Annotated in this window: 16 protein-coding genes; 7 read left to right on the top strand and 9 right to left on the bottom strand. The window is 68.5% G+C overall.

All coding sequences use genetic code 11. The features are described from left to right. Nucleotide 1: 1 nt before the first annotated feature. From ACPEH8_RS18285 to ACPEH8_RS18270, 4 genes are all read right to left on the bottom strand, one after another. Nucleotides 2–598, bottom strand: a complete 597-nt coding sequence (locus tag ACPEH8_RS18285) for a Hemin transport protein (protein ID WP_136003702.1) — start codon at nucleotides 596–598, stop codon at nucleotides 2–4. 5 nt (nucleotides 599–603) lie between these two features. Continuing rightward, nucleotides 604–2,817, bottom strand: a complete 2,214-nt coding sequence (locus ACPEH8_RS18280) for a TonB-dependent hemoglobin/transferrin/lactoferrin family receptor (protein WP_423667751.1) — start codon at nucleotides 2,815–2,817, stop codon at nucleotides 604–606. A 143-nt stretch (nucleotides 2,818–2,960) separates the two neighbouring features. Continuing rightward, nucleotides 2,961–3,158: a hemin uptake protein HemP gene (hemP, locus tag ACPEH8_RS18275; RefSeq protein WP_019182448.1), complete on the bottom strand. Its 198-nt coding sequence runs from the start codon at nucleotides 3,156–3,158 to the stop codon at nucleotides 2,961–2,963. 121 nt (nucleotides 3,159–3,279) lie between these two features. Further along, nucleotides 3,280–4,251, bottom strand: coding sequence for a potassium channel beta subunit family protein (locus ACPEH8_RS18270; protein ID WP_017357219.1), 972 nt, complete (start codon nucleotides 4,249–4,251; stop codon nucleotides 3,280–3,282). Between the two features lie 190 nt (nucleotides 4,252–4,441). On the opposite strand from ACPEH8_RS18270, the gene ACPEH8_RS18265 reads away from it, so the two are divergent. The 5 genes from ACPEH8_RS18265 to ACPEH8_RS18245 all read left to right on the top strand — a co-directional run bounded on the left by ACPEH8_RS18265 (nucleotide 4,442) and on the right by ACPEH8_RS18245 (nucleotide 9,338). Continuing rightward, nucleotides 4,442–5,740 carry a NupC/NupG family nucleoside CNT transporter gene (locus ACPEH8_RS18265; protein ID WP_017357218.1) on the top strand — a complete coding sequence of 433 codons (1,299 nt, stop codon included), beginning with the start codon at nucleotides 4,442–4,444 and terminating at the stop codon, nucleotides 5,738–5,740. A 26-nt stretch (nucleotides 5,741–5,766) separates the two neighbouring features. Beyond that, nucleotides 5,767–6,732 carry a ribokinase gene (locus ACPEH8_RS18260; protein WP_423667748.1) on the top strand — a complete coding sequence of 322 codons (966 nt, stop codon included), beginning with the start codon at nucleotides 5,767–5,769 and terminating at the stop codon, nucleotides 6,730–6,732. A gap of 177 nt (nucleotides 6,733–6,909) precedes the next feature. Then, nucleotides 6,910–7,338 carry a hypothetical protein gene (locus tag ACPEH8_RS18255; protein WP_037591666.1) on the top strand — a complete coding sequence of 143 codons (429 nt, stop codon included), beginning with the start codon at nucleotides 6,910–6,912 and terminating at the stop codon, nucleotides 7,336–7,338. 169 nt (nucleotides 7,339–7,507) lie between these two features. Then, the gene (dusB, locus tag ACPEH8_RS18250; RefSeq protein ID WP_037591248.1) at nucleotides 7,508–8,500 is read left to right on the top strand and encodes a tRNA dihydrouridine synthase DusB; all 993 of its coding nucleotides are present in this window, start codon (nucleotides 7,508–7,510) and stop codon (nucleotides 8,498–8,500) included. 10 nt (nucleotides 8,501–8,510) lie between these two features. Next, nucleotides 8,511–9,338, top strand: a complete 828-nt coding sequence (locus tag ACPEH8_RS18245) for a methyltransferase domain-containing protein (protein ID WP_017356136.1) — start codon at nucleotides 8,511–8,513, stop codon at nucleotides 9,336–9,338. Between the two features lie 12 nt (nucleotides 9,339–9,350). Here the strand turns inward: ACPEH8_RS18245 and ACPEH8_RS18240 are convergent, their stop codons facing one another. The 4 genes from ACPEH8_RS18240 to ACPEH8_RS18225 are packed head-to-tail and all read right to left on the bottom strand — an operon-like array spanning nucleotide 9,351 to nucleotide 13,417. Further along, nucleotides 9,351–9,794 carry a hypothetical protein gene (locus ACPEH8_RS18240; RefSeq protein WP_423667745.1) on the bottom strand — a complete coding sequence of 148 codons (444 nt, stop codon included), beginning with the start codon at nucleotides 9,792–9,794 and terminating at the stop codon, nucleotides 9,351–9,353. Further along, nucleotides 9,791–10,867 (bottom strand): metal-dependent hydrolase, encoded by a 1,077-nt coding sequence (locus tag ACPEH8_RS18235; protein WP_017356138.1) that lies wholly within the window; start codon nucleotides 10,865–10,867, stop codon nucleotides 9,791–9,793. The genes ACPEH8_RS18240 and ACPEH8_RS18235 overlap by 4 nt, the downstream gene beginning before the upstream one ends. 40 nt (nucleotides 10,868–10,907) lie before the next feature. Next, nucleotides 10,908–11,711 carry a UDP-2,3-diacylglucosamine diphosphatase gene (locus tag ACPEH8_RS18230; RefSeq protein ID WP_136003698.1) on the bottom strand — a complete coding sequence of 268 codons (804 nt, stop codon included), beginning with the start codon at nucleotides 11,709–11,711 and terminating at the stop codon, nucleotides 10,908–10,910. Then, complete coding sequence (locus ACPEH8_RS18225; protein ID WP_423667791.1) at nucleotides 11,708–13,417, bottom strand: lysophospholipid acyltransferase family protein; 1,710 nt, start codon at nucleotides 13,415–13,417, stop codon at nucleotides 11,708–11,710. The genes ACPEH8_RS18230 and ACPEH8_RS18225 overlap by 4 nt, the downstream gene beginning before the upstream one ends. A 297-nt stretch (nucleotides 13,418–13,714) precedes the next feature. On the opposite strand from ACPEH8_RS18225, the gene metK reads away from it, so the two are divergent. Together metK and ACPEH8_RS18215 are read left to right on the top strand one after the other, a co-directional pair. Further along, complete coding sequence (gene metK / locus ACPEH8_RS18220) at nucleotides 13,715–14,926, top strand: methionine adenosyltransferase (protein ID WP_017355270.1); 1,212 nt, start codon at nucleotides 13,715–13,717, stop codon at nucleotides 14,924–14,926. Between the two features lie 130 nt (nucleotides 14,927–15,056). After that, nucleotides 15,057–15,560 (top strand): acyl-CoA thioesterase, encoded by a 504-nt coding sequence (locus tag ACPEH8_RS18215; RefSeq protein WP_017355271.1) that lies wholly within the window; start codon nucleotides 15,057–15,059, stop codon nucleotides 15,558–15,560. Nucleotides 15,561–15,579: 19 nt separating this feature from the next. On the opposite strand, the gene ppc is transcribed toward ACPEH8_RS18215, so the two are convergent. Continuing rightward, nucleotides 15,580–18,291, bottom strand: coding sequence for a phosphoenolpyruvate carboxylase (ppc, locus tag ACPEH8_RS18210; RefSeq protein WP_423667742.1), 2,712 nt, complete (start codon nucleotides 18,289–18,291; stop codon nucleotides 15,580–15,582). Nucleotides 18,292–18,406 lie beyond the last annotated feature (115 nt).

Raw genomic sequence — 18,406 nt, 5'->3', positions numbered from 1 at the left:
ATTACAACCGGATCAACGGCGGATCGGCGGGATCGGCGCGCGGCCCGTGGCGGGCGGCGGTGGCGCAGCAGCAGTCATCGACCCACAGCTCGCCTTCGGCGCCTTCGACATCGGCGATGTGGCGGGCGATACCCGCACCCAGCGACGACAGCGGGGCCAGGCTGGCCGCCAGGCCGAGGCCCTCCTCGGCCGCGTGCAGGCGCAGCGCGCACATGCGCCACGGCTCGCCGCCAAGACGTACCGCCAGGCGGCGCCACAGGCGCTCGGCCACGCCGCCATCGCTGATCGGCTCCGGCCGTGCCGGGAAGGCACCCACCAGCCGGTCCCAGGCCAGATAGTCGCTGTCGGGCAGCAGATACAGACGCCAGCAGCAGCGGCCGCGGACATCGACGAAGCACAGGCTTTCGCGGATGCCTTCACTGTCCATGCCTTGGCAGGCGTGGGCGGAAACCGCCCGCTTCCAGCCGCCCAGTTCGCTGCTGTCGGGTCGGTACAGGCACAGTACCGTGCCCAGTGCCGCGAGTTGTCCCGGCGTGGGCAAGGCCCTGGCGGGCAGTGCGTGGGCCAGGGGACGGAAGGCGGACAGGGCTCGGCTCATGGCGGCTACCAGCTCACGGCAAGACTGGCCGACACGGTGCGGCCGGGGTTGGTGAAACGGTCGATCACTGTACTGTTGGTCGCCAGCGTCGAGGTGATACCCGAGTAGTCGATGTAGGTGCGGTCGCCCAGATTGAACACGCCCACGTTGAGCTTGGCACCGGGCGCAACGGTCCAGTGCGCCATCAGGTCGAGCACGCCATACCCCGCCGGCGCGAAGGGCGCGACAGTACCGACCGCCGGCGGCAGGCGATCCTTGCGCCTGGCGAAGGTACCGGCCAGCTCCACGCCCCAGGTATCGCGGTCGAACGCGATGCCGAGCGTGCCGCGCAGCGGGTCGATGGATTCCAGCGGCACATCTTCGGTCTTGTTCTGGCCACGCGACCAGGCCACCGACCCGTTGAGCGACCAGCCGGCCAGCGCCGTGCTCAGCTCGCCGAAATCGACGCCAGCCTTCAGCTCTGCCCCGTAGATGTCCGCATCGGCCACGTTCTGCGACTGGAACACGATCAGGCCCTGGGCGTTGATGCCGACCTGGCGCTGGGACTCGATGAAGTCCTTGTAGTCGTTGTAGTACCCGCTCAGGCTCACGTAGGCGGCCGGGGCGATGAAACGCACACCCAGCTCCAGTCCATCGCTGGTTTCCGGCTTGAGGTCCGGATTGGGAATGGCGGTGTAACCGAACATCACGTTGGTGAAGCCCAGGTTGACGTCGTTGTACGGCGGCGAGCGGAAGCCGTGCGCATAGCCGGCGAACAGCGACCACTGGTCGGCGAAGCGCCAGACCATGCCCAGCTTCGGCGACACGCTGGTCTTGGTCAGGCCGGACACGGCCATGCCGGGGTTGTCGGCACCGAAGATGCCGTCCACCTCCGGGCGCAGCTCGTAGTGGTCCACGCGCACGCCCGGCACCAGCGAGACACGGCCGTCGGCGAAACGCATTTCATCCTGCGCGTACAGGCCCAGCTCGGTGGTCCTGCTGATCGGGAAATCACGCACCGGGAAGGCGTCGGGCAGGATCGTGGTGCTGATCGCCCCGTTGGCGAGGACCTGATAGCCATCGCGCTTCTGGCGGGTTTCGGTCCACGCGCCATCGAAGCCGTAGGTCAGCGCATGCTCGACCGCGCCGGTTTCCAGGCCCTTGTGGAACACCGCCTGCAGGCCGTACACACGCTGGTCGAAGTTGAACTCGCGGTGGCGCGTGGTGCGGTTGGCGCGGTTCTCATCGGTGCGCTGGGTGGTCTCGCTGTCCTGACGGTACACCTGCCACGACACGCTGTCGGCGACGCCCATGCCGACGTCGTCCAGCTCGTGGCGGAACGACACGCGCGCACGGGTCTGGTGGTCGCGGGCCTTCATGCCGGTGGTGGTGGTGTGGTCGATCGCCGACAGCACGTTGGTGTCCACGCTGTCTTCGTTGCCTTCCACCGTGAGCTTGAAGCGCTGGGTATCGCTGGGGGCATACACCAGCTTGCTCAGCACGCTGCGGCCATCGCGGTCCTGCGGGTTGGCCGCGGTGCGGGTGCGGTCGTTGCTGCGGACATCGCCGTTGCTCTGGGTTTCCTGGCCCTGGCGATGATTGACGTTGACCATGCCGCTCCAGTGGTCGCCGCCGAAGGCGGTGGTGGCGCTGCCAAGCAGGCCCTGCCAGTCGCCGTCATAGCCGAACTTCAGGCCGACGTAGCTGTTCCTGCCGTCCTTGAGGTAGTCGGCCGGGTCCTTGGTGACGAACGCGACCACGCCGCCCAGCGCGTCGGAGCCATACAGCGAGCTCGCCGGACCGCGCACGATCTCGACCCGCTTGAGGGTTTCCAGATCCGTGAAGTTGCGGTTGGCGTCGGCGAAGCTGCCGATGTCGAACGCCTTCGGCATGGCGATGCCATCGGTCTGGATCAGCACGCGGTTGCCGTCCAGGCCACGGATCCGGAAGCCGCCCAGTCCGAAGCGGGCCGGGCTGCTGGTGACCGACACGCCGGGCTCGTAGCGGACCAGATCCTTGATGTTCTGCGCCAGGTGGTTGTCCAGCTGCTCGCGGTCGATGACATCGACGGTGGCGGCCACGTCGCTCAGCGCGCGCTCGGTGCGCGTGGCGGTGACCTGCACGCGATCGAACTCGCGCGCGTCGTTGACGGAAGAGGGGGCGGCGTCGGCATCGGCATGCGCGGCCATCGGCAGCGCCAGCCACAAGGCGGCGCTCAGGGCAGTCGGTCGGATCGTCATGGGGTGGCGGGAAGCGGCGGGGTGCAGAAGGAGACCCCCGACCCACGCCATCGACCGGAGCCGCCGGCGAGGTGTCGAGGGGGAGAGAGCAGGAGCAGCGCGGGCCCGGGGGGAGGGGCAGGCCCGCGTGGACGGCGCCGGCATTACTTGGTCAGGATCAGCTTGTCGTTGCTGGTATGACGCAGACGGTAGAAGCGGTCGCCGTGCTGGATCAGGATTTCGCGGCGGCCCTTGAGCAGGGCTTCGCTGTCGATCACTTCTTCGGGCGGCACCACGCGTACCGGGCGGTCGCGCAGGGTGAGCGTTTCGGGGCGCAGCAGTACAGCAGCTTGAGTGTTCATCATCGTCTGGACTCGTGCGAGGGACGAGTCAAATGATAATGATTCTCAGTTGACAATCAACAACCATTCTCATTTTGATTGATGGCATTAATGATCGAACCCGTGAGTTCGATTGATCTTATCAATCGAAAGCGGCGTCCACCTGCTGCCAGACGGTCTCGTCCATCGTGTCGAACAGCCGCAGCGCGCCCAGGTTTTCCTGCAACTGCCCCACCCGGCTGGCGCCGAGGATCACGCTGGAGACATTGGGGTTGCGCAGGCACCAGGCGATGGCCAGCTGCGCCGGCGACTGGCCGAGCTGGGCGGCCAGCGCGGTAAAGCGGCGCACCTTTTCCAGCCGCTGTTCGGCCGGATCGCCGAGCACCAGGTCCTTCAGCCAGGCGGTCTGGGCCTGACCGAGCCGCGACTGCGCGTCCACCCCGGCGTTGTACTTGCCGGTCAGCAGGCCCGAGGCCAACGGTGACCAGATGGTGGTCCCCAGCCCGGCATCGGCGTACAGCGGGGCATACTCGCGTTCGACCCGGTCGCGGTGCAGCAGGTTGTACTGCGGCTGCTCCATCGAGGGGGCGTGCAGATGGCCGGCGCGGGCGATATCCACCGCTTCCTGGATCTGCGCCGCCGACCACTCCGAGGTGCCCCAGTACAGGACCTTGCCCTGCCGGATCAGGGTGTCCATTGCCTGCACGGTCTCGGCGATCGGGGTGTCCGGATCGGGACGGTGACAGTAATAAAGGTCAAGATAGTCAACCCGCAGGCGCTTGAGCGCGGCATGGCAGGCATCGGTCACATGTTTGCGCGACAGGCCATGCTGGGTCGGGCGCGGGTCATCCACGGCACCGAAGAAGACCTTGCTGGACACGCAGAAGCCGTCACGCGGCAGGCGCAGGTCGGCGATCACGTCTCCCATCACCTGCTCGGCCCGCCCGCGCGCATAGCCCTCGGCGTTGTCGAAGAAGTTGATCCCGTTGTCCCAGGCGGCCGCGATCAGGTTGCGGGCCTCGTCGCGGGCGATCTGATCCCCGAAAGTCACCCAGGCCCCGAAGGACAGGGCGGAGAGCTTCAGGCCGGTGGAGCCCAGGCGGCGGTAGAGCATGCGATTCTCCTGCTGCAGGCCCGCATCCGGGCCGGATCGATGCCTGCTAGTGTAGCCGGCGCGGGCCCGCAAACCCTTGTCGATGCTGGCCGGATCGGCGCCGATCGGCCCGCGCACGCCGCTTTTCCTTGCTCCGCCCCTGCCGCTGCTCTAGGCTTCCCGTTTTTCGCGGCGCCCCAAGGGAAGTCACATGGTCGAAGGTTTGGGCAGGATTGGCTTCGGCCTGTTCGGGTTGGTGGTGCTGATCGGCATCGCCTGGTTGTTCTCGAACAACAAGCGCGCCGTCGACTGGCGCCTGGTGGTCACCGGTATCGCGCTGCAGATCGCCTTTGCGGCGGTGGTGCTGCTGGTGCCCGGCGGCCGCGATGTCTTCGATGCGCTGGGCAAGGGCTTCGTGAAGATCCTGAGCTTCGTCAACGAAGGCTCCGGTTTCATCTTCGGCAGCCTGATGGACACCAGCAAGTTCGGCTTCATCTTCGCCTTCCAGGTGCTGCCGACCATCATCTTCTTCTCGGCGCTGATGGGCGTGATGTACCACCTCAACATCATGCAGATGATCGTGCGCGGCATGGCCTGGGCGATCACCAAGATCATGCGCGTGTCCGGTGCGGAAACCACCAGCGTCTGCGCCAGCGTCTTCATCGGCCAGACCGAGGCGCCGCTGACGGTCCGCCCCTACATCGCCAAGATGACCCAGTCCGAACTGATCACGATGATGATCGGCGGCATGGCGCACATCGCCGGTGGCGTGCTGGCTGCGTACGTGGGCATGCTCGGCGGCAACGATCCGGTGCAGCAGGCCTTCTACGCCAAGCACCTGCTGGCGGCGAGCATCATGGCCGCGCCGGCAACCCTGGTGGTGGCCAAGCTGCTGGTGCCCGAAACCGGCACCCCGCTGACCCGCGGCACCGTCAAGATGGAAGTGGAGAAGACCTCCAGCAACATCATCGATGCGGCGGCGGCCGGCGCCGGCGACGGCCTGAAGCTGGCGCTGAACATCGGCGCGATGCTGCTGGCCTTCATTGCCCTGATCGCCCTGCTCAATGCGCCGCTGACCTGGTTCGGCGAAATCTCCGGCCTGCAGGCGATGATCGGCCGTCCGACCGACCTGTCGACCATCTTCGGCTACCTGCTGGCCCCGATCGCCTGGGTGATCGGTACCCCGTGGGCCGATGCCACCACCGTGGGGTCGCTGATCGGTCAGAAGGTGGTCATCAACGAGTTCGTCGCGTACTCCAAGCTGTCGGAGATCGTGAACGGCCAGGTGCCGGGGATGACCCTGTCGGCCGAAGGACGCCTGATCGCCACCTATGCGCTGTGCGGCTTCGCCAACTTCAGCTCGATCGCAATCCAGATCGGTGGTATTGGTGGTCTGGCCCCCGAGCGTCGCCACGATCTGGCGAAGTTCGGCCTGCGCGCGGTGCTTGGCGGTACCATCGCCACCTTCATGACGGCGACCATCGCCGGCGTGCTGACGCATTTCAGCTGATATCCGTTCATTGAGAAACAGACTTTATGAGTAGCAGTGTCGTCGTTGTCGGCTCCTTCAATGTGGACCATGTGTGGCGTTGCGAATCGCTCCCGGCCCCGGGCGCGACCATCGCCGGGCGCTACAGCACCGGTCCGGGCGGCAAGGGCTTCAACCAGGCCGTCGCCGCACGTCGTGCGGGCGCGCCGACCACCTTCGTGTGCGCGCTGGGTGACGATGCCGGCGGTGCGATGGCCCGTGGCCTGGCCGCTGATGACGGCTTCACCCTGCAGGCCGAAGCCAGCACCGAGCCGACCGGCACCGGTGGCATCTACGTGGACAGCCGCGGCCGCAACACGATCGTGATCGGCCCGGGTGCCAATGCCGCCCTGAGCACCACCTACGTCGAGCAGCAGCGTGCGCTGCTGAGCGGCGCCAAGGTGGTACTGGCGCAGCTGGAGTCGCCGGTGGAGACCATCGAAGCGGCGCTGGCGATTGCCCGCGAGGCCGGTGCCACCACCGTGCTCAACGTGGCCCCGGCCGACGCCCCGTCCAGCATCGGCCTGCTCAAGCTGGCCGACGTGCTGACCCCGAACGAGACCGAGTTCGCCGCCCTGCTCGGCCGCCATGTGGGCGAGCGCGTGGATGCCAACGACGTGGCCGCGCTGGACGGCGCCAGCCTGCATGCGCTGTGCCGCAAGCTCGTCGGCAACGGCACCGTGGTGGTGACGCTGGGATCGGTGGGCGTGTTCGTGTCGCACGCCGAGGAGAACCTGCGCGGCGACACCCAGCCGTACTACCGGGTGGGCGCCGAGCAGGTGCAGGTGCTGGACACCACCGGTGCCGGCGATGCGTTCAACGGTGCGCTGGTGGCCTCCATCGCCCAGGACCCGGACGCCGCGTTCGCCCGCCATGTGCGCTTCGCCAACCAGTTCGCCGGCCGTTCCACCGAGAAGGAAGGCGCCGCCGCAGCGATGCCGCACTTCACCCCACAGGATGCTGCCACGGCCTGAGCGGCCTGGCGGAACCTGCGGTACTGACCAAGCCGGCGCCCAGCGCCGGCTTTTTCATGGGTCCACCGCGCGCGCCGACAGCATTGGCCGGATCCTGACAGCCTAAGGCCGGCCTGCGCATTGACCGTCCGGCAGGCCGGATCGACCATCGTGGCCTGCCTCATGGATCGCGTCTGCATGGATGACACCCCCTGGCTGCTGCTGGCGGCCGCAGGCACCGCGCTCGCGGTGCTGCTGCACATCGGCTGCATCATCTTCGGCGCGCGCTGGTACGCGTTCTTTGGCGCGGGCGAACGGATGGTGCGGCTGTCCCGCGCCGGCCATCCCTTCCCCACGGCAATCACCACCGCCATCACCGCGGTGCTGGCGCTATGGACGGCCTACGCCCTCTCGGCCGCGGGCTGGCTGCCGGTGCTCCCCGGCCGTCAGGAAGTCCTGGTGCTGATCATCGCGGTCCTCGGCGTGCGCGGGCTGGCCGGGCTGCTGATCGGACGGGTGCGCCCCGGCTGCAACGGCGCCCGTTTCTGGTACACCAGCTCGGCGGCCTGCCTGACGCTGGCCGGTCTCCATCTGGCCGGCAGCGTGCAGGTCTGGACGCGGCTGTAACCCCCTGCCAACCGCCCACCATCCCGCCGCGCTGGGGGCGGCGGAAGCAATCGTCAAGCATATGCTCATGACCGGAGCGCATCAGGGCCTTCCGGATCGGCCTTAACACTGGCCCGGATCGCGGTCCGGTGCGTGGTTGCCGGCCGGCGGCCGGCACTACAATGCGTGCATGCAGATTGGCCCCTACAACATCCGGCCCAACGTGGTGCTGGCGCCGATGGCCGGTGTCACCGACAAGCCGTTCCGCCTGCTGTGCAAACGGCTGGGTGCGGGCTTGGCCGCCTCGGAAATGACCATCTCCGACCCGCGTTTCTGGACCACCCGCAAGTCGCTCCACCGTATGGACCACGCCGGCGAGCCGGACCCGATCAGCGTGCAGATCGCCGGCACCGAGCCGCAGCAGCTGGCCGACGCGGCGCGTTACAACGTGGACCACGGCGCACAGATCATCGACATCAACATGGGCTGTCCGGCCAAGAAGGTGTGCAATGCCTGGGCCGGCTCGGCGCTGATGCGCGATGAGGCGCTGGTGGCGCGCATCCTCACCGCCGTGGTCGAGGCGGTGGACGTACCGGTCACGTTGAAGATCCGCACCGGCTGGGACTGCGACCACCGCAATGGTCCGCTGATCGCACACATCGCCGAGGACAGCGGCATCGCTGCGCTGGCGGTGCACGGGCGCACCCGCGACCAGCACTACACCGGCAGCGCCGAGTACGAGACCATCGCGGCGATCAAGGCCGCGCTGCGCATTCCGGTGCTGGCCAACGGCGACATCGATTCGCCGCAGAAGGCCGCGCAGGTGCTGGCCCAGACCGGCGTGGACGCGGTGATGATCGGCCGCGCCGCCCAGGGCCGTCCGTGGATCTTCCGCGAGGTCGCCCATTTCCTGGCCACCGGCACCCTGTTGCCGCCACCGACCCTGGACGAAGTCCGCGACATTCTGCTGGGCCACCTGCAGGCGCTGCACGACTTCTATGGCGAGCCGCAGGGCGTGCGCATCGCGCGCAAGCACCTGGGCTGGTACGCCAAGGACCGGCCGGAGAACGCCGCCTTCCGCGCGGTGGTCAACCGCGCCGAGGATGCCGCCAGCCAGATCGCCCTGACCACCGACTACTTCGATGCCCTCGCCGCCGGCGAGCCGGTGTCGTCTGCCGCCTGAGCCTGCCGCCATGACCCCGCCGATCACCGCACCGACCTACCTCCACGGCTTCTCCGACACCGAACAGCAGCGGCTGGTCACCCAGTCGCGCCTGTTTGAATCGAGCATTTTCAGCGGCATCGATTACGGTGGCGCCAGGCGCCTGCTGGAAGTGGGCAGCGGCGTCGGCGCGCAGACCGAGATCCTGCTGCGGCGTTTCCCGGAGCTGCACGTCACCGGTGTGGATCTGAGCGAGGCGCAACTGTCCACCGCCGCCACCAACCTGGCCCGCACGCCGTGGTGCAGCGAACGCTACGCGCTGCTGCAGGCCGACGCCGGCAACCTGCCGTTCGGCCCGCGCGAGTTCGACGCCGCCTTCCTGTGCTGGGTGCTCGAACACGTCCCCTCGCCGGCGCGGGTGCTCAATGAAGTGCGCCGCGTGCTGGTACCGGGCTCGCCGGTGTACGTGACCGAAGTGATGAACGCCTCGTTCCTGCTCGATCCGTACTCGCCGCACATCTGGCGTTACTGGATGGCCTTCAACGACTTCCAGTACGACCACGGCGGCGACCCGTTTGTCGGCGCCAAGCTGGGCAACCTGCTGCTGGCCGGCGGCTTCCGCGACGTCCACACCGAGATCAAGACCATCCACCTGGACAACCGCGAGCCGGCCCGTCGCAAGACCATGATCGCGTTCTGGGAGCAGCTGCTGCTGTCGGCAGCCGGCCCGCTGCTGGAGGCCGGCCTGGTCGACCAGGACACCGTGGACGGCATGCGCCGCGAGTTCAGCCTGGTGCAGAACGACCCCAACGCAGTGTTCTTCTTTTCCTTCGTGCAGGCCCGCGCCACGGTGTACTGACGGCCGCGGCCGCTACGCGGACAGCAGCCAGCCGACCAGGCTGAGCACCACCACCCCCGCCAGCAGCGCCCAGATCGCCATGCCACCGCGATCGCCGGCCGCCACGGTGGTGCCCACGCTCTGGATGCGCGCGCCTTCACGCGGGCGCGGTGTCGGCGTGCTGCCCACCTCCAGCGTACCCGTCCCCCGGCGCGGATTGCGCTCGGACAGCGTGTGTTCCATGCGCTGCGCGCGTTCGGGGTCGACGCTGCGCAGCGCCTCCAGCAGCACCTGCTGCTGGCGCCCGCGATCGGGCTGCGCCCTGGCCTTCTGCAGCAGTTCGCGCAGCGGTGCCGCCGGCGGCGTGGTTGACGCTGCCGGGGTCAACTGCACCAGCAGCGCGCGGTACTCCGGTGGCACATCGGCCAGCCGGGTGTAGCGCGTGCCGTTGATCTCCATGCTGAAACGTTCGCTCACGGTGCCTCCTGCCAGCCTGCCTTCGGGGCGATGACGCCGGTCGCGGTCGGTGTGCGCCAGATGCGTTGCCACATCGACGCGAACCGCCGCTCCACCCTCGCCCTGCCCTCCTTCCCTTCATACGCCGGCCGCAGCTGTCGCGGCGTGATTGCCGCCCAGCCGTCGCCCTCGGTCCGCGCCACCGCGAAGGTGAACGTGTAGTCCGGCTCCAGGCCCATGCGCAGGTCGCTGAGCTGCAGTTCGCCGTCCACCACCCGGGCGCGCATGAAGCCGCGGTTGAACCATTGCAGCCGCGCCACGGCCGGCAGAGCCGCCGCCTGGCGCAGCGCCTGCACGTTGGACGGATGGCCGTGGAAAACCATCGGGCCACGGTCGGCGACCAGCGAACGCTCGCCGATCACATAGCCGTTGGGGGTCATCGCCACCACCTGCCAGAGCAGGGTGTTGAATGGCATCGCCACCGAGAACCGGGGGGCGTCGGCCAGGCCCATCGCGGCCAGCGCGCGGTCGGCCTCGCGGTCCACCGTGTGCTTGGCCAGCAGCGACCAGCCCAGATAGCCGCTGCTGAGAACCAGCCCGGCCACCAGCGCGCGCTGCGCCAGCGGCCGCGCGCGGGCGAACCATGCCACCGTACAGCCGATCAGCAGCCACACCGTATAGCCGGGATCGATGATGAAAACGCTGGACCACATGGTCGGCGGCGGGGTGAACGGCCACCACAGCTGGGTGCCATAGACGGTGAACGCATCCAGCAGCGGATGCGTGATCAGCGCCAGCAGGATGGCCCAGAACCAGCGTCCCGGTGCCTCGGCCACCCGCCCCTTGCCGAACCGTTTGAAGCCCCACCATATCAGCGCCGCCACCCACGGCAGCACCAGCAGCGAGTGGCTGTAGCTGCGGTGCTCGGTCATCAGTGCCACCGGGTCGGCGGCGGTCGCCGCCAGCAGCAGTGCATCCAGGTCCGGCAGGGTGCCCAGGGCGGCACCGGCAAGCAGGGCGGCGCGGCGGTGGCCGGCCGGGGCGATGGCGGCGGCGACGGCGCCGCCCAGTACGATCTGGCTTAAGGAGTCCATCGGCCGATGCTAGCAGCCGGACACGCGCGATGCCGCGCGCTCAGGCGGCCTTCGGCAACCGCGCTGTGGCGGCCAGCTCCACCAGCATGTTTCCCTGGTGGTCCAGCAACCGCAGGCTGCCGTCGGGGTCCTCGACCAGCGCGGTCAGACTTTCCACCCAGTCGCCATCGTTGGCGTACACCAGCCCGTCGCGCTCGACCAGCGCGGCGCGGTGGATGTGTCCGCAGACGATGCCATCCAGCCCGCGCCGGCGCACGTCATCCAACCCGGCCTGCACGAAGCGTTCGATGTAGCGCTCGGCGGCGCCGCTGCGCTTCTTGAGAAAGTCCGACAGCGACCAGTAGCGTCGTCCCAACCGCCGCCGGACGGCATTGAGCAGATGGTTGCCGGTGAGGATGCGGTAGTAGAGCCAGTCGCCAAACCGTTCCTGCAGACCGCCGAAGTGGGTGATGCCATCGTAATCGTCGCCGTGGACCACCAGCAGCCGGCGCCCGTCGGCGGTGACGTGGATCACCCGCCGGCGGACCTGCATGGCCGGCAGCATCAGCCCGCACGCACGGCGCAGCGACGCGTCGTGGTTGCCCGGAATGTAGATGATCTCCGTGCCGGCACCGCGCAGCGCGTGCAGCGCCTGGATCACGTCGCTGTGGGCGGGCCGCCAGCTCGCCCGCCGGTGCGCCATCCACCACAGGTCGATGATGTCGCCCACCAGGTACAGCCGCTCGCAGCGCAGCTCGGCCAGGAACCGCGCCAGCTCGGTGGCGTGGCAATGGCGCGAGCCCAGGTGCACGTCGGAGAGAAATACCGCGCGCCGGTGGGGTGGCAGGCGCGTCAGTGCCTTCATGCCGGCAGCCCCGCCTGGCGCAGGTAGCGTTTGCGCTTGTGCGGGCGGATCGCGTGCAGATCCACTTCGATCAGGCCGTCGATCGAATCGCTGAAGTCCGGATCGACGCCGAAGGCCAGGAAGCGCGCGCCGCCGGGTTCGGCCAGCTCGGTGTACTGGCGGTAGAGGGTTGGCACGCCGGTGCCGAGCGCAGCCAGATTGGCCTTGAGCACGTCGAACGCGGCCGTCGCATCCAGGTCACCAAAGCACGGCGGCGCGGCGAAGTACTGGAACGGCCGGTGGGAGGCCACCAGCCCCGCCTCGCCACCGAAGTAGCGCTGGTAGTACGCCACCAGCTGCTCGCGGGCGTCCTGCGGCAGCGCGGCGCTGATCGAGACCGCGCCGAACAGGTAGCGGATGCCGGGCCGGCGCTGCAGATACGCGCCGATGCCCTGCCACAGGTAGTCCAGGCTGCGGCTGCCCCAGTAGTCGGGCACCACGAAGCTGCGGCCCAGTTCGAGTCCTTCGGCGATGCGGGGGATGGCGTCGTCGGAGTAGCGGAACAGCGACGCGCTGTAGAGCCCGGCCAGGCCGCGCTGCGCGAGGGCCTGGGCGCCGCGCATGATCCGGTAGGCCCCGGCGATGCGCTGCGCGGCACCGTCCCAGATCACGATGTGCTGGTAGTCCAGGTCGAAGGCATCCAGGTCGCTGCTGCGGCCGGTGCCTTCGCCGACCCGGCGGAACGTCAGCTCGCGCAGTCGTCCCAGCTCCAGCAGCAGCGCGCACCCGGTGCTGCAGCGGGCCAGCAGGATCTGCTTGCCATCGGCGGTCTGCCCGAGCACCTCGGCCGCGGCGATCGCGGCGGCCACCCGCGAGGGCGCGACCGGTGCGGCGAGCGGCTCGGGGCCGGCACCACCGGCCGGCGTGGCCTCAGCCTGCCGCCCCAGCGCGTACAACGCACGTCGCACCGCCAGCAGTTCGCTGCGGGTGTCGCCCTGCCCCAGCTGCATGGGCGTGCCGATGCGCAGGCGCAGCGGCCGGCCGCGATGGGCGAACATCTCCCGCGCCAGCAGCAGCGTTGCAGCCGGTTTGAACACGGTGGACACGCCATAGAACAGGGCCGAATTGCGCGCGTCCACCCGGATCGGCAGCACCGGGGCCGCCGCGTCCCGTGCCAAGCGCACGAAGCCGCGCTGCCAGCGGCCATCGCGGATCCCGCGCAACGACAGCCGCGATACTTCCCCGGCCGGAAACACGATCACGCACTGGCCCGCCGCCAGCGACTGCCCCACCGCCTGCACGCTCGGTCGCTTCGCCGTGCCGCCAAGGATGCGGACCGGCAGCAGCAGGTCCTGCAGGGGCTCGATGGCAGCCAGCAGATCGTTGGCCACGATCCGTACGTCGTGCCGGATGCGCCCGACCGCGTCCAGCAGGGCCAGCGCGTCCAGCGCACCGGAGGGGTGGTTGGCCACGATCAGCAGCGGGCCGGTGGCGGGAATCCGTGCGAGCTCGACGTCCTCAACCCGATAGCGGCCGCCCAGGAAGTCCAGGCCGGCACTGACGAAGCCAAAACCGCGCAGGCCGGCGCTGCGCTGCAGGAACGCCTCGATCCGGTTCAACTGCGACCAGCGCCCCACGCTGCGCAGCAGCGGCCTGGCCAGACGGGCCCGAGGGCCGTGGAACCACTGTGGATACCGCTCCTGGAGGCGCTGCTCGAACTGCTGCATGGCGTGCTCACTCATGCCCGGCGGCCGGATTGGCCGAGAGCGTGGCCCGCAACGAAGGCAGCGTGATGGCGGTTTGGCGGCAGATCGATGACGGCCGGCACGTGCAGGGCCGTGGATTTGTCACGCTGGTGGAACACTGGGCGGTGACGCTGGGCCCCAATGGCGTCACAGCGGGCCCTGCGACGGGCACACCGGCTTAACCTCGGGCAACTCCGGCTGGCGCACAATGCATCAGCGCGACTTGCCGTGTATCATTCGCGCCCATCTTTCCATCCGAATCAAAGGATATTACGCCTGATGTCCAGCTACCTGTTCACCTCCGAATCGGTCTCCGAAGGCCATCCGGACAAGATTGCCGACCAGATCTCCGATGCGGTGCTGGACGCGATCCTGACCCAGGACAAGCGCGCCCGCGTGGCGTGCGAGACGATGGTCAAGACCGGCGTGGCGATCGTGGCCGGTGAAATCACCACCAGCGCCTGGATCGATCTGGAAGCCCTGACCCGCAAGGTGATCCTGGACATCGGCTACGACAGCTCCGACGTGGGCTTCGACGGCGCCACCTGTGGCGTGCTGAACCTGATCGGCAAGCAGTCCCCGCACATCGCGCAGGGCGTGGATCGCAAGAAGCCCGAAGAAATGGGCGCCGGCGACCAGGGCCTGATGTTCGGCTATGCCACCAACGAAACCGACAGCTACATGCCGGCCGCGATCCACCTGTCGCACCGTCTGGTTGAGCAGCAGGCCAAGGTCCGCAAGAAGAAGAACTCGCCGCTGTCCTGGCTGCGTCCGGACGCCAAGAGCCAGGTCACCCTGCGCTATGAAAACGGCGTGGTTTCGGCCATCGACGCGGTTGTCCTGTCGACCCAGCACGCCCCGGGCGTCAAGCAGAAGGACCTGATCGAGGCCGTCCGCGAAGAGATCATCAAGCCGGTGCTGCCGGCCAAGTGGCTGCACAAGGGCACCAAGTTCCACATCAACCCGACCGGCAAGTTCGAGATCGGCGGCCCGGTGGGCGACTGCGGCCTGACCGGCCGCAAGATCATCGTCGACACCTACGGCGGCTGGGCCCGTCACGGTGGTGGCGCCTTCTCGGGCAAGGATCCGTCCAAGGTTGACCGTTCGGCCGCCTACGCTGCCCGCTACGTCGCCAAGAACGTCGTGGCTGCCGGCCTGGCCGACCGTTGCGAAGTGCAGGTCTCCTACGCCATCGGCGTGGCCGAGCCGACCTCGATCTCGGTCACCACCTTCGGCACCGGCAAGATCAGCGACGACAAGATCGAGAAGCTGATCCGCAAGCACTTCGATCTGCGCCCGTACGGCATCATCAAGATGCTGGACCTGATCCACCCGATGTACCAGCAGACCGCCGCCTACGGCCACTTCGGCCGCAAGCCGAAGGAATTCAGCTACACCGACGGTGCCGGTGAGCTGGTCAACGCGACCGCCTTCTCCTGGGAGAAGACCGATCGCGCCGCCGCCCTGCGCGCGGATGCGAAGCTGAAGTAAGAAATGGGCCGCCAACGCGGCCCACTTCCTGCGGGTGGAGCCGACCGTTGGTCGGCTGCCCCTCAAACGACGGGCCGCGAAAGCGGCCCATCGTCGTTTCAGGCGTCCGATCGCCGGCTACAATCGGCCAATGACCACCGAATTCAAATCCAACCAGCTGTCGATGACCGTGCTGATGTCCCCGGAGATGGCCAACTTCTCCGGCAAGGTCCACGGTGGCGCGGTGCTGCGCCTGCTCGACCAGGTCGCCTACGCCTGCGCCAGCCGCTATGCCGGCCGCTACGTGGTGACCCTGTCGGTGGACCAGGTGATGTTCCGCCAGCCGATCGCGGTGGGCGAGCTGGTCACCTTCCTGGCCTCGGTGAACTACACGGGCACCTCCTCGATGGAGATCGGGGTGAAAGTGGTGGCCGAAGACATCCTCAAGCGCAGCGTGCGCCACGCCAACAGCTGCTTCTTCACGATGGTGGCGGTGGACGACGAGGGCAGACCGACCCCGGTGCCGCCGCTGCAGCTGGAAACCAGCGACGAGCGCCGTCGCCATGCGGCCGCGCTGATCCGCCGCCAGCTGCGCGAGGAAATGGAACAGCGCCATCTGGAACTGCTGGCGTCCAACCCGCCCAGCCATTCGTAGCCTCCGGCGCTGCTTTCGCCTACCCGGTGTTCTGCACGCCCTGCGACACGCCGTTGACGCACGCCACCAGCGCGCGCAGCACATCGTCGTCTTCACCGCCGCTGTCGCGCCAGCGACGCAGCAGGTCCACCTGCAGCACGCTGATGGGATCAACGTAGGGGTTGCGCAGGCGGATCGACAGCGCCAGGCGCTGGTCGTGCTGCAGCAGTTCGTCCTGTCCGGTCAGCGCCAGGATCAGCGACCCGGTCAGCGCCAGCTCGCGCTGGATCTGCGGGAAGAACACCCCGTGCAGCGGGCCGGACAACCGCGAGAACTGCTCGGCGATGGTGATGTCGCCCTTGGACAGCACCATCGCGATGTCGTCCAGGAAGGTACTGAAGAACGGCCAGTCACGCGCCATCTCCTGCAGCGTGGCCTCGTGCCCGGCATCGATCGCCGCCTGCAGGCCACTGCCCACGCCATACCACCCCGGAATCACCGCCCGCGCCTGGCTCCAGGCGAAGACCCACGGAATCGCACGCAGGTTGGACAGCGCCGCGTCCTCGCCCAGCCGCCGCGACGGGCGCGAGCCCAGCGTCATCCGTTCGATCACATCGATCGGCGTGGCCTGGCGGAAGTACTGCATGAAATTCTTCTGGCCAACGAAGGCGCGGTAGGCCTCGGCACTCCTGGCCGCCACCAGGTCCATCACCGGCCGCCACTGCGCCTCGCGCGGTTCCGGCGCACGCGGACGCAGGCTGGACCGCAGCACCGCCCCGGTGGACTGCTCCAGCGAACGCAGCGCCAGCGCGCGGATGCCGTACTTGCGATGGATCACTTCGCCCTGCTCGGTCACGCGCAGGCGGCCGTCGATGCTGCCGCGCGGCGAGGCGTCCACCGCGTGGGTGGTCTTGCCGCCGCCGCGGCTGATCGACCCGCCGCGACCGTGGAAGAAGGTCAGCCGGATGCCGCTGTCGGCCGCCACCTCCAGCAGCTCCACCTGCGCACGCTGCAGCCCCCAGCGCGAGGCAGCGATGCCGCCGTCCTTGCCGCTGTCGGAGTAGCCCAGCATCACCATCTGCACATCGCCGCGGGCGGTCAGGTGCGCGCGGTACACCGGGTCGGCCAGCAGGTCCCGCAGGGTATCGGTGCCGCGCTTGAGATCATCGACCGTTTCAAACAACGGCGCGATGTCGAGCGGTACCGCCCCGGCGTCATCCACCAGACCGCCGCGCCGCGCCAGCGCCAGTACCGCCAACACATCGCTGCGGTCGTGCGCCATCGAGATGATGTAGCTGCCCAGCGCATCGGTACCGTGCCGATGGCGTGCGTCGGCCAACGCGGCGAACACCGCGTCCAGGCGTGCGCCGCCGTCGTCGGTACTGGCCGGCAGCGCCTGCTCACCGCTGGCGAACGGTGCCAGCCGCGCCGCACGGGCTACCGCGTCGGCGGCGTCCCAGGCCTCCTGCCCATCCAGCACGCTGGCCAGCGCGCGGCCATGCACGCTCGATTCCTGGCGCACATCCAGCCGCGCCAGATGGAAGCCGAAGGTGCGCACGCGCCACAGCAGGCGGCGCACCGCGAAGCCGCCGGCATGGTCGCCCTTGTTCGCGTGCAGGCTGTCCAGGATCAGCGTGAGGTCGTCTTCCAGCGCCTGCGGTGAGGCATACGCACCTGTGGCGTCATCGAGGGTGGCCTGCACGCGGGCGCGCATGCGGTCATTGAGCAGGCGATAGGGCATGTCGGCATGACGCGGACGCGAGGTGACCTGCGGCAGCAGTTCCCGGTAGTGCGCCACCCGTGCCTGCAGCGCATCGCTGACCGCCACCCGTTCGGTGGACTGGCTGAGCAGGCTGGCCAACTGCAGCAGGTCCTTCTGATAGCGCCCCAGCACCGCCTGGCGCTGCGCATCGAGCGTGGCGCGGATGGTGCCGGCATCCACGTTCGGGTTGCCGTCCATGTCGCCGCCCACCCAGGTGCCGAAACGCAGCAGGCGGGGCAGCGGCAGGTCCTCGCCGTAGGTATCGAGCAACGCCTGCTGCAGCGATTCGTACAGCACCGGGATGACCCGGTACAGCACCTGCACCAGATAGAACCCGACATGCTCGCGCTCGTCCTCCACGGTCGGGCGTACTGGCGAGGAATCGGTGGTCTGCCACGAGGCGGTCAGCGCCATGCGGAAGCGTGCGGCATCGGCGGCGGCTTCGCCCGGCGTGCGTTGGCCATCCAGGTTGTCGACCAGGCTGGCGACCATCAGCTGCTCTTTTTCCAGCAGCGCGCGGCGAACCGCTTCGGTGGGATGCGCGGTGAACACCGGTTCGATGTCGATGCGTGGCAGCCACTGCGCCAGTTCGGCCAGGGTCACGCCCTGCGCCTTGAGTTTCTGCAGCGCGTCCTGCAGGCCATCCGGCTGCGGGGCGGCGGTGCCGGCGCGCTGGTAATCGCGACGGCGGCGGATGCGGTGCACGCGCTCGGCGATGTTGACCACCTGGAAGTAGGTGCTGAACGCCCGGACCATCGCTTCGGCGCGCTCTGGCGGCAGGCCGGTCAGTGCATCGTTGAGGTCGGACAGGGGGGCGTCGCTCTCGCGCCGGGCGATGGCGCGCGTGCGCACCTGTTCCACGTCCTCGTAGAACTGCGTGGAGACCTGCTCGGCGAGCAGGTCGCCGACCAGTGCGCCAAGCCGGCGTACGTCATCGCGCAGGGGAATATCGGGAGTGGCAAATACGATGCTGCTGCGGTACTCGTTCATCTGCGACGCACTGGCCTCGGGAACGGAATCCGATCCAGCCTACCGCAGAACAATGGTTTCATCTGGTAGTGCCGGCCAGCGGCCGGCACCTCCCGTGAACCTGTGTTTCATTCAC

This window comes from Stenotrophomonas sp. NPDC077461 (genome assembly GCF_049545475.1).
GTDB classification, from domain to species: Bacteria; Pseudomonadota; Gammaproteobacteria; order Xanthomonadales; family Xanthomonadaceae; genus Stenotrophomonas; species Stenotrophomonas nematodicola.
Note: the sequence above shows the minus strand (reverse complement) of the source record. Positions and strands in the feature narration are given on the sequence as shown.

Bases quoted from the DNA above. Each gene is read 5' to 3' on its own strand.
- ACPEH8_RS18265 (WP_017357218.1), top strand. From the start codon at position 4,442: ATGGTCGAAGGTTTGGGCAGGATTGGCTTCGGCCTGTTCGGGTTGGTG.
- ACPEH8_RS18270 (WP_017357219.1), bottom strand. From the start codon at position 4,251: ATGCTCTACCGCCGCCTGGGCTCCACCGGCCTGAAGCTCTCCGCCCTG.
- ACPEH8_RS18230 (WP_136003698.1), bottom strand. From the start codon at position 11,711: ATGAAGGCACTGACGCGCCTGCCACCCCACCGGCGCGCGGTATTTCTC.
- ACPEH8_RS18285 (WP_136003702.1), bottom strand. From the start codon at position 598: ATGAGCCGAGCCCTGTCCGCCTTCCGTCCCCTGGCCCACGCACTGCCC.
- ppc (WP_423667742.1), bottom strand. From the start codon at position 18,291: ATGAACGAGTACCGCAGCAGCATCGTATTTGCCACTCCCGATATTCCC.
- hemP (WP_019182448.1), bottom strand. From the start codon at position 3,158: ATGAACACTCAAGCTGCTGTACTGCTGCGCCCCGAAACGCTCACCCTG.
- ACPEH8_RS18225 (WP_423667791.1), bottom strand. From the start codon at position 13,417: ATGCAGCAGTTCGAGCAGCGCCTCCAGGAGCGGTATCCACAGTGGTTC.
- metK (WP_017355270.1), top strand. From the start codon at position 13,715: ATGTCCAGCTACCTGTTCACCTCCGAATCGGTCTCCGAAGGCCATCCG.
- ACPEH8_RS18235 (WP_017356138.1), bottom strand. From the start codon at position 10,867: ATGGACTCCTTAAGCCAGATCGTACTGGGCGGCGCCGTCGCCGCCGCC.
- ACPEH8_RS18280 (WP_423667751.1), bottom strand. From the start codon at position 2,817: ATGACGATCCGACCGACTGCCCTGAGCGCCGCCTTGTGGCTGGCGCTG.
- ACPEH8_RS18215 (WP_017355271.1), top strand. From the start codon at position 15,057: ATGACCACCGAATTCAAATCCAACCAGCTGTCGATGACCGTGCTGATG.
- ACPEH8_RS18245 (WP_017356136.1), top strand. From the start codon at position 8,511: ATGACCCCGCCGATCACCGCACCGACCTACCTCCACGGCTTCTCCGAC.
- ACPEH8_RS18260 (WP_423667748.1), top strand. From the start codon at position 5,767: ATGAGTAGCAGTGTCGTCGTTGTCGGCTCCTTCAATGTGGACCATGTG.
- ACPEH8_RS18255 (WP_037591666.1), top strand. From the start codon at position 6,910: ATGGATGACACCCCCTGGCTGCTGCTGGCGGCCGCAGGCACCGCGCTC.
- dusB (WP_037591248.1), top strand. From the start codon at position 7,508: ATGCAGATTGGCCCCTACAACATCCGGCCCAACGTGGTGCTGGCGCCG.